Annotated in this window: 10 protein-coding genes; 8 read left to right on the top strand and 2 right to left on the bottom strand. The window is 64.8% G+C overall.

Annotation, left to right across the window (positions count from 1 at the left end):
• Positions 1-34: 34 nt before the first annotated feature.
• Positions 35-2,554 carry an AAA family ATPase gene (locus E0E41_RS08360; RefSeq protein WP_130869514.1) on the top strand — a complete coding sequence of 840 codons (2,520 nt, stop codon included), beginning with the start codon at positions 35-37 and terminating at the stop codon, positions 2,552-2,554.
• A 55-nt stretch (positions 2,555-2,609) separates the two neighbouring features.
• Here the strand turns inward: E0E41_RS08360 and E0E41_RS08355 are convergent, their stop codons facing one another.
• Together E0E41_RS08355 and E0E41_RS08350 are read right to left on the bottom strand one after the other, a co-directional pair.
• Positions 2,610-4,205 (bottom strand): MBL fold metallo-hydrolase RNA specificity domain-containing protein, encoded by a 1,596-nt coding sequence (locus E0E41_RS08355; protein ID WP_130869513.1) that lies wholly within the window; start codon positions 4,203-4,205, stop codon positions 2,610-2,612.
• Positions 4,206-4,283: 78 nt separating this feature from the next.
• Positions 4,284-4,928 (bottom strand): L-fuculose-phosphate aldolase, encoded by a 645-nt coding sequence (locus E0E41_RS08350; RefSeq protein WP_130869512.1) that lies wholly within the window; start codon positions 4,926-4,928, stop codon positions 4,284-4,286.
• A 124-nt stretch (positions 4,929-5,052) separates the two neighbouring features.
• On the opposite strand from E0E41_RS08350, the gene E0E41_RS08345 reads away from it, so the two are divergent.
• From E0E41_RS08345 to E0E41_RS08315, 7 genes are all read left to right on the top strand, one after another.
• Positions 5,053-6,249: an ATP-binding protein gene (locus tag E0E41_RS08345; protein ID WP_130869511.1), complete on the top strand. Its 1,197-nt coding sequence runs from the start codon at positions 5,053-5,055 to the stop codon at positions 6,247-6,249.
• Between the two features lie 5 nt (positions 6,250-6,254).
• Positions 6,255-7,631: a TraB/GumN family protein gene (locus tag E0E41_RS08340; RefSeq protein WP_130869510.1), complete on the top strand. Its 1,377-nt coding sequence runs from the start codon at positions 6,255-6,257 to the stop codon at positions 7,629-7,631.
• A gap of 558 nt (positions 7,632-8,189) precedes the next feature.
• Positions 8,190-8,480 carry a NifU family protein gene (locus tag E0E41_RS08335; protein WP_130869509.1) on the top strand — a complete coding sequence of 97 codons (291 nt, stop codon included), beginning with the start codon at positions 8,190-8,192 and terminating at the stop codon, positions 8,478-8,480.
• Positions 8,473-8,769, top strand: a complete 297-nt coding sequence (locus tag E0E41_RS08330; RefSeq protein ID WP_130869508.1) for a hypothetical protein — start codon at positions 8,473-8,475, stop codon at positions 8,767-8,769. Before E0E41_RS08335 ends, E0E41_RS08330 begins: the two co-directional genes overlap by 8 nt.
• The gene (locus E0E41_RS08325) at positions 8,753-10,021 is read left to right on the top strand and encodes an amidohydrolase family protein (protein ID WP_130869507.1); all 1,269 of its coding nucleotides are present in this window, start codon (positions 8,753-8,755) and stop codon (positions 10,019-10,021) included. Before E0E41_RS08330 ends, E0E41_RS08325 begins: the two co-directional genes overlap by 17 nt.
• Positions 10,022-10,168: 147 nt before the next feature.
• The gene (locus E0E41_RS08320; RefSeq protein ID WP_130869506.1) at positions 10,169-13,300 is read left to right on the top strand and encodes an InlB B-repeat-containing protein; all 3,132 of its coding nucleotides are present in this window, start codon (positions 10,169-10,171) and stop codon (positions 13,298-13,300) included.
• A gap of 21 nt (positions 13,301-13,321) precedes the next feature.
• Complete coding sequence (locus tag E0E41_RS08315) at positions 13,322-16,987, top strand: GLUG motif-containing protein (RefSeq protein ID WP_130869505.1); 3,666 nt, start codon at positions 13,322-13,324, stop codon at positions 16,985-16,987.
• Positions 16,988-17,066 lie beyond the last annotated feature (79 nt).

Genomic DNA, 17,066 nt, shown 5'->3' with positions numbered 1-17,066 from the left:
CTGGTTTCGACAAAATCAATGCGGAGGTGTGTACATGAGTACGGTCCAGGAACAGGCCCCGGCCATCGACTACGCCGGCCTTTACCCCAGGGTGCGGCAGCTTGCGGCGAATCATCCCGAATTGGTCAATTTCGCCTATTTTCTCTATTACTTCGGCTTTTACAAGGGGCAGGATCCGGAGCGGTCCAACTGCTCCTACCTGATGAAGGTCAATTTCTGCAGCACCGCCCAGCTGAAGGGCAATTCTCCGGCCATGGATTCCTCCCGGCTGGAGCAGATCTACACCCACTTCTTTTTCACCGACTACTACTGCACCTCCGACTACGACAGCCCGGAGGCGGCTGTTTTTCAGGCGCCCCGGCAGTACTGCAAGATGCGCAAGACCTGCCCCGGTGAGGCCTGCCCCTACGGACTGGTCAACTATCTGTGCAAATATGCCCAGACCCTGAACCGGAACCCCCGGGATCTGTTTGCGGACCTGCTGGGGAGCCGGCTGATCCCCTTTGCCTGGGCCGATGAGACCCCCATCCATCTGGACCCGGCGGATATCGCGGGCATCGACGCCAAGAGCGCCCACGGCGCCTACGACCTGCTGAAGACCCGGGCGGTATCGGTGGAGTACTCCAACCAGATGGTGGTGGCCTACAACTATATCCCCCTGTGCCGGAAGGAGGACCGGGGGGATATGATCGGACGCTACATCCATATGTGGTACCAGGGAAAGGGGGAGGCGGACACCCTGCTCCTCAGCGACCGGGACAGCTTCCTGTGCCGCAGGCGGGAGGGCTGCCGCCAGTGCGGCTATACCCAGTGTCCGGACAAGCTGGCGGCCTACTTCATCGCCCTGTCCAAGAAATACAACCGGCCGGCGGTGGACATTGCCTACCAGGTGGCCCAGAGGAATACCTACGCCGGCCTGAGCATGGTGGACAACTATCAGTTCAACCGCTTCCTCAACGAGGTGCGGCAGTCCGATCTGAAGCCGGAGGACAAGGAGCGGTTCGCGGAGCTGTTCCACTACATCACCAGCCGCTCCAGAAACGCCCGGATCCCCTTCCTGCCCTTCAACATGGCGGTGTCCGCCCCCGACCCGGCCAGCGCCGAGCCGCTGCTGCGGATCTTCGGCAACGCCCTGTGGCACTTCACCTATTACCCCTGCGCCCAGGAGAACATCTGCATGGAGACCCTCTACTACTCCGGCTACTCCTTCAGCGGCCTGATGGAGTACTACGGCAATCTCCAGCCCGGCACCACCGTGCTGCTGTACGACGTGGAGCTGCTGGGCCGGGACGAGGACTTCCAGCGGGAGTACCACAAGCTGCTGCGGCTGATGGAGGAGAAGAAGGACACCAACATGACCATCCTCTGCGACACCAAGGTGGCCATCCAGACCTTCCTGGCCAACTATCCGGAGTTCAAGCGGCGGATCTTCACCCGCAGCTTTGAGATGGAGGACTACTCCAACGAGAAGGTGCTGGACGTGCTGGAGGACAAGCTGGTGCAGATCCTGGAGGTGCCGGAGGAGACCAAGGAGCAGCTGTACAGCTACATCAGGATGGCCTATCCCGCCGCCCCCCAGCGGAGCATGGAGTATGTGGACCTGCTGTACGAGCAGATCATGTTCAAGCACTTCAACGCCAACATCAACGCCGGAGACGTGCTGCTGAAGGAGGACATCCCCTACGTCAAGCCCCCCCGGACGGAGCAGGAGATCTTCGACGAGCTCAACCGGCTCACCGGCCTGGAGAACGTGAAGCAGGAGCTGAAGAACATCAACGACCTGATCCGCTTCAACATGAAGCTGGAGAAGACCGACAAGGAGCGCATCAACCTGCACATGGTGTTCTCCGGCAACGCGGGCACCGGCAAGACCACCGTGGCCCGGCTCACCGCCGAGATCCTGTACAGCATCGGCTTCATCCAGGAGAACAAGCTGGTGATCTGCTCCGGCAAGGACCTGGTGGCCAAGTACGTGGGCCAGACCGCCCCCCTCACCGCCCAGAAGTGCGCCTCCGCCTACAACGGGGTGCTGTTCATTGACGAGGCCTACCAGCTCAACCCCTACACCGGCGGCCGGGCGGACACCTTCAAGGAGGAGTGCATCGCCGAGCTGATCCAGCAGATGGAGAACAACCGGGACAAGCTGGTGGTCATCTTTGCCGGCTACACCAAGGAGATGGAGGAGTTCCTGGACAAGGCCAACACCGGCCTGCGCTCCCGCATCGCCAAGACCATCGAGTTCCCCGACTACACCACCGACGAGCTGCTCCAGATCCTGGAGGGCATCGCGGCGGGCAATCAGATGAAGCTGGACGACAGCGCCAGGGAGAAGGCCCGGCAGATCTTCGACCAGGCCCGGCAGGATTCCGCCCGGTTCGGCAACGCCCGTTTCGCCCGCAACCTGTTCGAGCGCAGCCTGATCCAGCACGCCGCCCTCACCAAGGACCTGCCCAAGGGAGACCCGGAGCTGTACGTCCTCCACGGGGAGGAGATCACCGTCCCCACGGCCCCCGCCGCCCCCGCGGCGCCCAAGCCGCGGATCGGATTCCAGTAAGAAGCAGAAAGACCGCGGAGCTTTCGCTCCGCGGTCTCTTTTTGTGTTCGGATCTTCAGCGGTCCCACTTTTCGATGAGGGCCCGCAGCTGGTCGGCAAACTTGCCCAGGTCCTTGTTGGTGCCGCCCTTGTTGTGGGCGATGACCTCCATCAGCTTGCGGCCCACATCCTCCAGCCGCTGGTAGGCGGGGGAGGCGCCGGGGGTGGATACCGGCTTCTTCTCCGGCGGCAGGCCGGGGGAGAGCATCTGGTTGTTCAGCAGGTCGTAGACCTCCTCATAGTTGGGGGCGTGGGCGGCCAGGCCCCGCTGCCGCAGGGTGTCGGCATACAGGTCGGCCACCTCCGCCTCGCCGTGGACCACAAAGACCTGCTTGGGCTGGGGGGTGAAGTGCTCGATCCACCGCAGCAGCCCGTCCCGGTCGGCGTGGGAGGAGAGGCCGTGGAAGTTGACGATTTTGGCCCGCACCGCGATCTCCTCGCCAAAGAGCTTGACGGAGGAGACCCCGTTCAGCAGCCGGCGGCCCAGGCTGCCCTCCGCCTGATAGCCCACGAACACCACGGCGCACTCCGGCCGCCACAGGTTGTGCTTCAGGTGGTGGCGCACCCGGCCGGCATCGCACATGCCGGAGGCGGAGATGATCACACGGGGGGTCTTGTCCTCATTGAGGGCCCGGGATTCGGCGCTGGATTCGGTGATGGTGAGCCCCGGGAACTGGAACAGGGCGCCCCCCTTCAGGGCGGCGATGGCGTCCTCATCCAGGTAGCCGTGGAGGTCGCCGGAGAAGATGCGGGTGGCCTCTCCCGCCAGGGGGGAGTCCACCACCACCTGGAAGTTGGGCATGCTCTTTACCAGACCCTGCTCCTTCATCTCCCGGATGAAGTACAGCAGCTCCTGGGTACGGCCCACGGCAAAGGAGGGGATGATCACGTTGCCTCCCTTGCCCAGGGTCTCGTCGATGATGGCGGCCAGGTCGGCGGTGTAGTCCGGCTTCTCGTCCATGTCGTGGAGCCGGTCGCCGTAGGTGCTCTCGGTGAGAACGTAGTCGGCGTCCTTGATGTACTGGGGGTCCCGGATGATGGGCTGGTCCCGGTTGCCGATGTCGCCGGAGAACACCACCTTCCGGGTCTCCTCCCCTTCGGTGAGCCACATCTCCACGCTGGCCGAGCCCAGCAGATGGCCCGCATCCACGAAGCGGACCTTTACCCCGTCCTCGATCTGGAGGCGGGTGCCGTACTCGCAGGTGACGATGTGCTTGATGGCGGCCTCGGCGTCGGCCACGGTGTACAGGGGCTCCACCGGGTCGGCGCCCGCCCGCCTGCCCTTCTGGTTCTGCCACTGGGCGTCGCTCTCCTGGATGTGGGCGGAGTCCCGCAGCATGATGCTCAGAAGCTGGCCGGTGAGCCGGGTGCAGTAGATGTTGCCCTCAAACCCCTGCTTCACCAGCAGGGGGATGCGGCCGGAGTGGTCGATGTGGGCGTGGGTGACCACCACGGCGTCGATGTATCCGGCGTTGAAGTCCAGTTCCTGGTTGTCCCGCTCGTCCCTGCCCTGCTGCAGGCCGCAGTCCACCAGGATCTTCTTCCCGCCGCACTCCACGCAGTGGCAGCTGCCGGTGACAGCATGGGCCGCGCCGAAAAAGGTCAGTTTCATGGTGCACCTCCTTGTGTTCTTCTGTAAGCTGATTGTACCTCCAAAACCGGCCAGTGTAAATAGGCGAAACGGGTGGGCTCACGCCTGCCGGTAGGACTGGAACTTGCCCAGTACCGCCTGGAGCTGAGCGTCGGTAAGCTTCACCCCGCCCCCCGCCAGCCGGGCGTGGTAGTAGACCTTGGACAGAAACTCCAGCTGCTGGGCGGCGTCGAAGGCGAAGGACAGGCTGCCCCCCACCGCCAGCAGGCCGTGGTTGCCCAGCAGGCAGGCGTTATAGGTATCCTTCATGGCGTCCCAGGCCGCCTCCGCCAGCTCCAGGGAGCCGAAGGGGTAGTAGGGGATGCAGGGCACCGAGGTGCCCGAGTAGGCCACCAGGTAGTGGACCGGCTCAATGGACCAGCCCAGGCAGGCCAGGACGGTGGCGAAGGTGGAGTGGGTGTGGACCACGCCGTTCACGTCGGGGCGGCGCTGGTAGAACAGACGGTGGAGGTCCAGCTCGCTGGAGGGCTTCCGGCAGCCCTCCACCACCTTCCCCTCCAGGTCGGTGACCACCACATCCTCCGGGGTGGTGAGGAAATAGTCCATACCGGAGGGGCTGATGGCCATGAGACCGCTCTCCCGGTCAAAGACGCTGAGATTGCCGAAGGTGCCGTCGGTGAGCCCGGTGGTCACCAGCTTTTTGCCGTATTCCACCACCGTCTCCCGCTGGGTCTGAAGAAGCATAACAATCCACCCTTTCTTTCCTTTTGTTTAAGAATACGAAAGGTAGGCAAAGAAGTCAAGGGCCGGGATTGACAGGCGGGGCGCGGACGCATAAAATAGTGCCATCTGCGAAGGAGGCAAAACCATGACCATGGAGACACTGGACCGGGCCCTGCGGGGCGTGGCGGCATACCGGCCCATTTTACACACACCGGAAATAAAAGCCCTGCGGCAGTTGTTGGACGGAATCATGGCGAAGAACGGCGAGAAGGCAGTGGACGCCTATGCCGAGCTGTTCTATCAGCTCCGTCAGGACGGCTATCAGGGCCTGGGGGACTGGTTTTACGACCAGCTCCGGGATCAGAACTTCCCCTATGCCCGGCTGATGGAACGGGGGGAGAACGACCCGGCCCTGGAGGCGGCGGCGGAGCGGGAGATCGGACTGTTCCGCACCCTCTCCCAACTGGACTGCGGAGAGCTGCTGGCGGAGATGAAAAAGACCGTTCCGGATACGGAAATGCTGCCCCGCTGGACGGCGGGCTGCCCCTTTACCTTTGATTCCCTCACCCAATTCTACCGCACCCACGGCTCCGGCCTGTTTGCCCGCTGCAAGGCCTTTTTGTGGGAGGACGGGGAGCTGTTCCCGGTGGAGGACCCGGACTGCCCCGGCCCGGAGGAGATGCTGGGCTACGAGCTCCAGCGGGACCAGGTCATCGCCAACACCCGGGCCATGCTGGAGGGGAAAGCGATGAACAACGTACTGCTCTACGGCGACAGCGGTACCGGCAAATCGGCCACGGTGAAGAGCCTGCTCTCCCAGCCCGGATTCGACCAGCTGCGGCTCATCGAGGTACAGAAGGAGGGCCTGGCGGATATGCCCCGGCTGATCCGCACCCTTGGGGGGCGCCGCCTGAAGTTCATCCTGTTCATCGACGATCTGGCCTTCGACCAGGACGACACCACCTATTCCGTGATGAAGACCATCCTGGAGGGCGGCCTGGAGAAGCGGCCGGCCAACGTGGCCATCTACGCCACTTCCAACCGCCGCCATCTGGTGCGGCAGACCTTCTCCGACCGGGCGGGGGACGAGGTGGACGCCAGCGAGACCATCCAGGAAAAGACCTCCCTGGCCGAGCGCTTCGGCCTGCGCATCCCCTATCTGGCCCTGAACCAGGGGGAATACCTGGATCTGGTGGAGCGGATGGCCGCCCTGTACGGGGTGGAGATGGACAAGCAGCAGCTGCGTACCGGCGCCATCCGGTGGGAAATGCGGCACACCGGCCGCACGCCCCGGACGGCCAAGCAGTTCATTGCCAGCCTGCATTTAGACAAGAAGGAGTGAATCCCATGAAAAGACACGGCATTCTCAAGCGGGTCCTCACCGGTGTTCTGGCGGCGGCCCTGCTGACCCTGCCCGCCCTGGCGGCGGAGGACACCCAGAAGCCCCAGCTGCCCGACGCCTGGGCGGTGAGCGCCCTGGCGGACAGCTACGCCCTGGGCCTGGTGGACGACAACTACACCACTTACATCCAGAGCACTGTCACCATGGACCAGCTGGAGAACATGAGCAAGATCGTGGCCGACAAGCTGGCCCTGCTGGAGCTGCCCCAGCGGACGGCGGACGCCGTGGGCCTGGTGGTGGACACCACCCGCGGCGGCGTGATGAACGCCCTGTACCAGCAGGCGGCGGCCTATGAGCTGCCCGGCGTGGAGAAGGGCGCCGCCTCCTTCCTGTCCGGCCTGGGAGTGGTCCAGGGGGACCAGACGGGCAACCTGGCCCTGGAGCGCCCCTGCACCTATCAGGAGGCCATGGTCATGGCCGACCGGCTGATCCTGGCGGTGTATGACGCCAACGACGCCGGGTCCAAGGGCCTGCTGTGGAAGGCCACCAACGGGGAGAACACCCTCTACCTGCTGGGCACCATCCACCTGGACCGGGACAACGTGTATCCCCTCCACAAGTCCCTGCGGGACGCCATCGACGCCTCCCAGACCGTGGCCTTTGAGCTGGACCTCAACGATCAGGAGGGGATGGCCCTCCTCCAGAGCCTCCAGACCTACGGCGACGGCACCACCCTGGCCGACCACATCAGCCCCGAGCTGTATGCCCGGGTGCAGGCCCAGTCCCAGGCCCTTGGCCTGGGTCCCAACGGCCTGGACGCCTATAAGCCCTGGGCCCTGGCCTCCACCTTCTCCAACCTGAGCCTGATGGACGATACCACCGGCGCCAACGCCATGGCCATCGACCTGTACGTGAACGCCCGGGCGGTGAACGCCGGCAAGAACATCGACGCGGTGGAGACCTACGCCTTCCAGGGCGGTATCTTTGACGGCCTGTCCGCCAAGTATCAGGAGACCTATCTGGACTCCGCCCTGTCCCTGCTGGAGATGGCCCAGGGCGGGAAGACGGATCCGGAAATTGAGCAGGCTGCCCAGGAGCAGGAGAAGATGATGTCCGGCATGTTTGCCGCCTGGAAGGCCCGGGACCCGGAGGCCTTTGCCAAGGTGTACGACAAGGCGGCCATCATCAACAGCGATGACGAGCTCAACTCCAAGCTGTTCACCCAGCGGGACCCGGGTATGATCCAGGCCGCCGCCTCCTATCTGGAGACCGAGGGAGAGAACACCTTCTTCCTGGCGGTGGGGGCTGGCCACATGGTGGACCCGGGCGGGATCGTCAGCGGCCTGCGGGAGCTGGGCTACACCGTGGAGCTGGTGGACTGAGCCGGGCTATTCCGGGTCCACCATGTCCCCGCCAAAGGCGGGGCGGCGCCTGCGCCGTACAAGCGATTTGCCCGGAGGGCAAATCCTTGCCCCGGGGCGGATTGACTTCGCCCCGGGGGTGAAAAGGGTTGGGGTCCCCATGGAACGGCACGTTCCATGGGGCGGACCCGGGCGGGATCGTGTCCGGCCTGCGGGAGCTGGGCTACACCGTGGAGCTGGTGGACTGAAGAGAGACCCTGCGCCTGGGCTTGTTGAAAAGCCTCGCAGAGTTCGCGGCCGCAGCCGCGAATAAAATCCAATGCCGTTTTCCCCGGCGACATGTGCGTCGGGGAAAACACTGCTCAGACCGCAAGTGTGGACTTTGTGCGCGATTAGCGGACAAAGTCTGCGCGCGGCGGGCTGCGTCTTTCTTGAAAAAGTGGCTTGGCCACTTTTTCGACAGTATAGGCGGAGGGGATTTCCCCTCCGCCTTTTCGTTGACCGGAGCGCGCCGGCATGGTAGGATAAAAGAAAGGAAAGGGGCGGCCGGCAGGCCGCCTGGAAAGGAAGAACAAGACCATGATGGAACAGATCGAGCAGGTGCTGGACCAGCGGGTGCGGCCCTATCTCCACGGCCACGGCGGTGAGGTGGAGGCGGTGAGCCTGGAGGACGGCGTACTGCGGGTACGTCTGCTGGGCCACTGTTCCGGCTGCCCTTCGGCCACCCTGACCACTGAGCAGATCATCCAGGAGGAGGTCTGTCAGGCGATACCCGAGGTAAAGCAGGTGGTGCTCATCCAGGAGGTGAGCGAGGACCTGCTGGAGCAGGCCAGAGCCATCCTCCGGGGGGAGGGCCCCGGCCGTGGCTGAGCCTGTGGCGGTAGGGGTGCGCTACTGCGGCGGCTGCAATCCCCGGTTCGACCGGGTGGCGGAGGTCCGCCGCCTGGAGGCGGCCTGTCCCTGGGCGGTGTTTGAAGGGGCCAGGCCGGGGGTGTGCTATGATCTGCTGCTGATCGTGGGGGGCTGCACAGCCTGCTGCCCCAGTCAGGAGGGCCTGGAGGGCCGGTACCGGGCGGAGATCCGGGAGAAAACCGATTTCGAGCAGGCCCTGGCGCTGCTGCGCCGGGCCGGGGAGGAACACCATGATTTTCAAGGGTAATTTTATCTGGGCGCCGGAGCTGGACCGGCTGGAAGTGCGGGAGCACGCCTGGCTGGTCACCGAGGGTGAGACCGTTGCGGGCGTCTACGACCAACTGCCCCCGGAATACGCCGGCCAGCCGGTGACCGACTGGGGGGATGCCGTCATCATCCCCGCCTTCAACGATATGCACATCCATGCCCCCCAGTTTGTCAACCGGGGCATCGGCTACGACGTGCGGCTGCTGGAGTGGCTGGACACCTACACCTTCCCCCTGGAGGCCCGCTACCGGGACGTGGGGTTTGCCGAGCAGGTATGGAAGCGGTTCCTCAACCGGCTGTGGGCGGTGGGCACCATGCGGTTCTCCGCCTTCGCCACCATCCACAAGGAGGCCGCCTGGCGGCTGATGGAGCTCACCGAGCAGGCGGGGCTGAGGGGCCTGGTGGGCAAGGTGAACATGGACCGCAATTCCCCCGACGACCTGCGGGAGGATACCGAGCAGTCCCTGGCGGACACCGAGGAGCTGATCTGCCGCAGCCGGGCGGAGCTGAAGCACGTGGGCTTCATCCTCACCCCCCGGTTCGTCCCCTCCACCACGGAAAAGCTGATGGACGGCCTGGGGCAGCTGGGGGAGAAGTACGACCTGCCGGTGCAGTCCCACCTGGCGGAGAACCCCAGCGAGATCCAGTGGGTGAAGGAGCTCCACCCGGACATCTCCACCTACACCCAGGTGTATGACGCCTTCGGCCTGCTGCGGAAGGGTAAGACCATCATGGCCCACGGCATCTACCTCTCCGACGGGGAGAAGGACATCCTGCGGGAGAAAAACGTGCTGCTGGCCCACTGCCCCTTCTCCAACAGCAACGTGTCCAGCGGGGTGATGCCCCTGCGCCGGGACCTGGAGGAGGGCCTGTGGTGCTGTGTGGCCAGCGACGTGGCGGGCGGCCACACCGCCGCCATGAACCGGAGCGTGGCCGCCGCCGCCGCCCTGTCCAAGCTGAACTGGCTGAACCACCCGGAAGAGCGGCACCTGAAGGTGACCGAGACCTTCCACCTGGCCACCCGGGGCAGCGGGGCCTTTTTCGGCAAGGTGGGGGCCTTTGAGCCGGGTTTCGACTTCGACGCCCTGGTGATCACCCCCGATCCGGTGGACGACCTGCTGGAGCGCACCCCCCTGGAGCGGCTGGAGCAGTTCCTCTACGACGGGGACGACCGGCACATCGCCGCCCGCTACTGCGGCGGCGCGCTGGTGGAACAGCCCTTTGCCCTGTAAAGAAAAGAACGGCAGACGGGCCGCGGGAGACCGCGGCCCGTCTGCTTTTTTGCCGTCTCCGGGTAAAATACTATGCTGCCGGCATATTGTGGGGAAATTGTATGGATGTTACAATAACAGGGACAAAGAATCTGTGAGGTGACGGCAATGAAACGGTTATTTTCCTGGCTGGTGACCGGCGCGCTGCTCCTGTCCCTGCTGCCCGCCGGGGCGTGGGCGGCGGAGGAGCCGCTGACGGTGACCCCCAAGGTGGACGCGGGCGGTTCCTTCTCCGTGGCCCTGGACGAGCACGGCACGGTGTGGACCTGGGGCGGCAACGGGTCCGGTCAGCTGGGGGACGGCACCACCGAAAACCGGTACTACGCCATGCCGGTACTGGAGAATGTGGTGGACATTGACGCCGGCGTCAACGGTGTCATGGCCCTGAAGGCGGACGGCACCCTGTGGGCCTGGGGCGTCAACAGCCAGGGAGAGCTGGGCGTGGGTTACAAAGGCGGCAACGTGCTGACCCCCGAGCAGGTCTATCTGCCCAACGACTCCGGCGTGCAGGATTTTGCTTTGGGCAGAGGCGCCTCCGCGGTGGTGATGGGAGACGGCACGGTGTGGGGCTGGGGCTATATCTTCTACGGCAATGCGATGCCCTATAACGACCCCTGCCACGTGGAGGAGCTGGACGGTAAGGGGATACATACCGTTACCGCCTCGGATGACCGGGCTTTCTTCCTCTTTCAGGCCGGCTCGGGTACGGAGGAGGACCCCAGCAGGATGTACGGCTGGGGTGACGATGTATACGACTGGTTTCTCACCGACGAGTACTTCAACTCCAGATACCCCCGGGAGATCGTCTTTCCGGAGAGCCAGTACCTCACCGACGTTCGGGTGTCGGAGGGGACCATCTTTGCCGTGGTGGACGGTCCGGAGCCGGGAATCTACGCCTGGGGCCGGAACGACTACGGACAGGTAGGGAACGGCGAGAAGTCGAACAATGACCCTGTCACCGTCCCCTATAAAACAACCGGATACAGCGGAAGCGCACCCCGCTATGTGACGCCCAGTTGGGGGACCAGCCCCGTCGCCCTCCAGGAGGACGGGACCCTCTGGACGTGGGGGCACGACCTGCTGCTGCTCCCGCCCTTTACCGGCACCAACTTCCCCATTCTGGAGGAGCCCACCCGGATCGGCATCGACCACATCGCGGAGGCCGCCCAGGGCAGCCAGCATCTGGTGGCCCTGCGTCAGGACGGACTGGTGTATGTCCGGGGGAGCAACAATGCCGGACAGCGGGGCGTTCCGGAGCATTTTGGAGAAACCACAGAATATGAATTTGATCTGAACAGCCCGGTGCAGAAGCAGGACGGCACCCCCCTGGCTCTGGTGACCTATGACGGGCCGATCCACTTCCTCACCGTGAATGCGGAGGCCGTGCAGGGTGTGGTGACCGGTGCCCCGTCCGGCGCCTGCCAGGCGGGGGACACCATCACCCTCACCGCCCAGGCCAAGGAGGGCTGGCTGTTTGCCGGCTGGACGGCGGAGGGGGTCACCCTCACCGACGTCAAGCTGCCCGTCCTCTCCTTCGTCATGCCGGCGGGGGACGTGACGGTCACCGCCCTGTTTGAGAAGGACCTGCCCGGCATGACGGGCGGCGGCGCCTTCCAGGGCACGGTGGACGCGCCGGACGGGGACGCCATCCCCATCTCCACCCCGGAGCAGCTGGCGTCCATCGGTACGGACCCCGCCCTGCCGATGGACGGGTCCTATGTGCTGACCGCCGACCTGGACCTGTCCGGCTATGCCAGCTGGACGCCCATCGGCACCTCCGCGGACCCCTTTGACGGCACCTTTGACGGACAGGGCCACGTGATCTCCAACCTGACCATAGATGATCTGGTGGCCTATGGGGGCCTGTTCGGCCGGGTAAGCGAGAAGGGGGTCATCAAGAACCTGGGCCTGGAGCAGGTGTCCATCACCGTGACCGGCGCCGCCGCCACGGCCTGCTATGTGGGCGGCATCGCCGGCTGGATGGGGGACAATGTGGGGTCCACCGCCGAGATGCGCAACTGCTATGTCACCGGCAGCATCACCGCCAGACTCTCCAGAGGGAATCTCTATCTGGGCGGCCTGGCGGGCAGGCTGGACGCCGACGTCAGCGACTGCTTCAACATGGCCTCCCTGTCCGGCGGCGCCGGCTCCTCCAGCCTCCAGTCCGACAGCCTGTACCTGGGGGGCGTGGCCGGCAGGATCGGCACCTACCTGAGCGACCCCTACGTGGTGGAGCGCTGCTTCAACGAGGGGAGCCTGAACCCCTCCGCCACCCAGTCCGCCGCCTACGTAGGGGGCGTGGTGGGCTATCTGGACAACCGGGTGGTGTTCCGGCAGTGCTACAACACCGCCGACGTGTGGATCTCCCCCAGGTCCTACTGCGGCCGGTCGGCCTATCTGGGGGGTGTTGCCGGCTTCAGCGACAGCTCCATTTCCGACTGCTACAACCTGGGAGACGTGGGCGTCAGCTCCGCCGACGAGGCCTACTATGAGATCGCCTGCGGCGGCATCGTGGGCCAGTATGTACTGGGGGAGAGCAGATACGTGTACCAGGTCGCCAACTGCTACAGCACCGGCAAGGTGAGCGCCCGGACCAGCGGCGTAGGCTACGCCGGGGGTATCGTGGGCTATGTGCTGGAAAACTATGCCTATCTGTATGTGAGGGACTGCCTGGTGCTCTCCCCCAGCGTGGGCGTCTACTACGACTATTCCTTCGGCACCGGCAGCTCCGGCCCCATCAAGGCCAACCTGCTGGGCACCGGTGCCCGGACCGAGTCGGACCACAAATGCTATTATCTGGAGGGGATCAAGTCCGAGGGATACACCAGCCTCTCCTACCCCTCCTACACCTTCCGGATCGGTGCCGACGATGCGCGGGACCCGGGGTGGTATGAGTACCGGGAGACCTGGGATATGGACGGGACCTGGGCCCTGGCGGCGGAGCAGAACGACGGCCTGCCCTATTTCACCTGGCTGACGGAGCACTATCAGCTGCTCTCCTACAGCGGAGGCGTGGCCCAGGTGTACAGCCGCATGGCGGGGGAGAAGCTGCTGGTGTGTGCCGCCAGCTATGACGAAAACGGCCGGATGCTCTCCCAGGCCGCGGTGGGAACGGACCTGAAAAACGGGGTGACCTCCGTGTCCCTGCCCCTGGAGCAGGAGGGGGCGGAGATCAGGGTGTTCCTCCTGCGCTCCACCAATCTGCGGCCTGTGGCCATGCCGCTGTACCTGGATCAGTAAAGGGAAGAAAGGAGCAACAGAATGAAACGAATGCGGACCATGCTGCTGGCGGCGGCGCTGCTGGTTCTGCTGGCCGGGGTGCAGCTCCCGGCCGGGGCGGCGGGGGACGGCTCCCGCTTCCTGGAGGAGATCGGGGCGCCGGAGCCGGGCTACACGGAGATCTCCACGGCGGAGGAGCTGGCGCAGATCACCAAGGATCCGGACGGCTATTATGTGCTCACCCAGGACATCGACCTGTCCGGGTACGAGAACTGGGATCCGATCTGCAAATCCACCCCCTTCAAAGGCGTGCTGGACGGCCAGGGCCACGTGATACGCAATCTGACGGTGACCAGACCCAAACAGTCCAGCTATCCCTACGCCGGCCTGTTCGGCCGCGTCAGCGGCGGCACCATCAAAAACCTGGGCGTGGAGCAGGCGAAGATCGAGATGACTTACATCTATCCCGTCTATGCGGGGACCATTGCGGGCAGCATCACCGGGGAGAGCGTGATTGAGAATTGCTATGGAGAGGGCTCCATCTACGCCGAAGTGAGCTCATACGGCAGCGGCACCTTCAGTGCGGGCGGCCTGGTGGGCCAGGCCTATGGAAACCAGGGGCAGACCAGTACCATCCGCAGCTGTTATAGCCGGACCACCCTTACCACCGACGGGCGGGACAAGGCCAGTCTGGGCGGCATCCTGGGCGTGGCGGAGAAGGGCGGCGCGGGGGCCGACCAGCCCCATGTGCTGCTGCAGAACTGTGTCAACCTGGGGGCGGTGCAGAACTCCATTGCCGTCGAGGGCGGGATGAACAACATCTGCTCCGGCGGCCTGATCGGAACGGTGCAGAACTGCACGGTCCAGATCCGGAGCAGCGCCAACCGGGGACCGGTCACGGCAAAGGATCTGTACGCCAGCGATTGGGAATACGATATGAGCAACTATGCCTACGCCGGGGGCCTGGTGGGGCTGAACAGCGGAGCGGTGCTTACGATTTCCGACTGCTACAGCAGCGGGGATGTGCTGGCGCTGGATAAGGAGACGGGAGCCTACGCCGGCGGCCTCATCGGCGGCAGCGACAATGTGTGTACGGTGGAGCGGTGCTATGTCTCCGGTGCGGTGACCGCCGAGAATCTGGACGAAGGGACGGACTATGCCTGCGGCCTGGTGGGATACAACACCGGCGTGGGTACGGCAGTAAAGGACTGCTTTGTGCTGACGGGGGAGATCTCCTCCGCCCGCGGCAACGCCTGGACGGTATGCACCCCCGGGGTCTCCTGCCAGGATGTGTGGGTGCTGGCCCCTGTGCCCGGCGGGATCACCGACAACGCCACCGGTACCGTCACCGCCGGGGAGGCCGGACAGCAGGCCACCTATGCCGCCGCCGGCTGGAGCTTTGACGGAGCGGACGCCCCCTGGCGGATGGAGGCGGGCAGCCCCTACCCCGTCCTCAGCCGGGAGCCGGACGGGACGGCCGGACAGCCTGTCCTCCAGGGACAGCCCCGGGTCGTCAACCTGAGCTTCTCCCAGGAGGGCATTGCCCCCAATGTGGGCAATACCCTGTACGCCGACCTGTCCGACCTGACCACCGACCAGGGAAAGCAGGCCCTGGGGACGGTCTCCATCCAGTGGATGAAGGGGGACCGGGCGGTTGACGGCGCCGTGGGGAATACCTACCAGCTGCCCACAGGCAGCAAGAGCGGCCAGTACAGCGTCCGGGTGACGGCCTCCGGCTGCGTGGGGACGGCCTATTCCGAGTGGACCCTGCCGGTGGAGGACCGGCTGATGCTGCTGGGCACGGTGAAGATCGACAACCCCACCCCCAAGCTGGGGGACGTGCTCCACGTGGATGTGTCCGGGCTGGAGTCCACCAAGGGCCCCGTGGATCCCTCCAGGCTCAAGTATGAGTGGTGCGTCCAGGGCAGCTTCTGGGCGGAGTCCACCAGTGATTCCTATCTGGTGGGCGGAAACGCGGTAGGAAAGGGCGTTTATGTGCGCATCTCTGTTTCCGGGTCGGAAAACACCATGGATTCGGCTGTCACCCAGCCGGTGGGCCTGCCCGATTTTGCCGGCGGCACGGGCACGGAGGAGGACCCCTACCAGATCTCCAGTGTGGAGCAGTGGATTTTGTTCGCCTACCGGGTGGGGTATCAGAACCACATCGGCTACCGCTCCGCCTGCTATGAGCTGATGGCGGATCTGGACTTTCCCCAGACGACGGCCTACTCCACCCTGATGGTGTCCAGCTTCTCCGGCGTGCTGGACGGCAACGGCCACGCCCTCCGGAACCTGACCCTCCTGAACCTGTCCGGCTACGGCACGGTGGGCCTGTTCAGCGAGGTGACGAAGGGCGGCACCATTCGGAACCTGCACCTGGAGAATATTGATTTGACGACCAACACCGATGGGGTGGGCGGCCTGGTGGGTCTGCTCCAGGACGGCGCCCTGTCCAACTGCACGGTGAGCGGGTCGGTGAAGACCGAGCACGACTCGGGCATGCTGGGCGGCCTGGTCTGCCAGGCGACCAATTCCCGGATTGAGGACTGCCGCAACTATGTGGCCCTGTCCGGCACCGACAGCACCGGCGGCATTGTAGCCCAGGCCAGCAACTGCACGCTGGAGCGGGTGTACAACTACGCCGACATCAGCGAGGACGGGGGATACGGAGCCGGCGGCATCGTGGGCGGGATGAGCAACGGCGGCAGCATCTCCCAGGCGGTCAACTGCGGCGCAGTGAGCTCGAAAAACGTGTACAACACCGGCGGCATCGTGGGCAGGATAAGCAGCAGCTCGTCCAGCACCAACAAAGTGGCCACGCTGGACCAGTGCACCAACCTGGGCGCGGTGAGCGGCGGCGGCTCCATGGTCTCCGCGGGGGGCATCGTCGGTGCCGCCGAATGTGGGACGGATGCCGTCGTCAACATCACCAACAGCGTCAACAGCGGCCGGGTCTACCTGAGTACCGCGGGCAAAATCGGCGGTATCCTGGGCCAGTTCTACGACGGCACGTTGACTGTCAAAAACTGTGCCAATACCGGCCAGCTGCACTTTGCCAAGGTGAGCAGCGACAAATACGCCGGCGGCGTGGTGGGCTATATCATGTACAGCAACGCCGTCCTCGTTGTGGAAAACTGTTACGTGACGGGCTTCCCCACCATGACGGGCAGCAGCTACGCCACCGAGCAATCCGAGATCTTCGGCCGGCTGTATGGCGGCTCCCAGTACAACATTGACAGAACCTTCACCAACTGCTATTCCAACGCCGCCTCCACCTATGTGGACAAAAACAAACAGCCCTGCACCTATGTATCCAACATGAATCAGCAGGAGTTTGCCGACACCCTCAACGCCAACATCGAAGGGCAGGAGGGGCTGCTGGCCTGGCAGCTGGACGGGGAGGTCAACGGCGGCTATCCCAGCCTGACCGGGCAGGGCAGCCGCATCCTCTACGCCGACCCCACGGGAGTGGAGCTCCTCTGGAGCGGCGCCGCACCCCAGGCCGGGGCGGACTTTGTGGCGGCGGTGTACGACCCCCAGGGCCGGCTGACCGCCGTGAGCCTGACCGCCTCCTCCGGCAGTCAGCCCACCCGGCTGCTCTTCGGGGAGCGGGCGGAGCTGGTGTCCGGCGGCACGGTCAAGGTGTTCTGCCTGGACCAGGCCAGTCAGACGCCCCTGCGGGCCGCACTGACCTATCAGATCCCATAACCACCCGGCCCCGGCGGACACAGTCCGCCGGGGCCGCTTTACTTCCCGGACAAAACATGATACAATACCTCCGACTGGT

Origin of the sequence: Intestinimonas massiliensis (ex Afouda et al. 2020), from assembly GCF_900626285.1 — a bacterium.
Classification (GTDB): Bacteria; Bacillota; Clostridia; order Oscillospirales; family Oscillospiraceae; genus Flavonifractor; species Flavonifractor massiliensis_A.
The sequence above is the reverse complement of the archived record's forward strand: the minus strand, read 5'-3'. Positions and strand labels throughout refer to the sequence as shown.

Excerpts from the sequence above, each read along its gene's own strand:
- E0E41_RS08360 (WP_130869514.1), top strand. The coding sequence starts at position 35 with ATGAGTACGGTCCAGGAACAGGCCCCGGCCATCGACTACGCCGGCCTT.
- E0E41_RS08355 (WP_130869513.1), bottom strand. The coding sequence starts at position 4,205 with ATGAAACTGACCTTTTTCGGCGCGGCCCATGCTGTCACCGGCAGCTGC.
- E0E41_RS08350 (WP_130869512.1), bottom strand. The coding sequence starts at position 4,928 with ATGCTTCTTCAGACCCAGCGGGAGACGGTGGTGGAATACGGCAAAAAG.
- E0E41_RS08345 (WP_130869511.1), top strand. The coding sequence starts at position 5,053 with ATGACCATGGAGACACTGGACCGGGCCCTGCGGGGCGTGGCGGCATAC.
- E0E41_RS08340 (WP_130869510.1), top strand. The coding sequence starts at position 6,255 with ATGAAAAGACACGGCATTCTCAAGCGGGTCCTCACCGGTGTTCTGGCG.
- E0E41_RS08335 (WP_130869509.1), top strand. The coding sequence starts at position 8,190 with ATGATGGAACAGATCGAGCAGGTGCTGGACCAGCGGGTGCGGCCCTAT.
- E0E41_RS08325 (WP_130869507.1), top strand. The coding sequence starts at position 8,753 with ATGATTTTCAAGGGTAATTTTATCTGGGCGCCGGAGCTGGACCGGCTG.
- E0E41_RS08320 (WP_130869506.1), top strand. The coding sequence starts at position 10,169 with ATGAAACGGTTATTTTCCTGGCTGGTGACCGGCGCGCTGCTCCTGTCC.
- E0E41_RS08315 (WP_130869505.1), top strand. The coding sequence starts at position 13,322 with ATGAAACGAATGCGGACCATGCTGCTGGCGGCGGCGCTGCTGGTTCTG.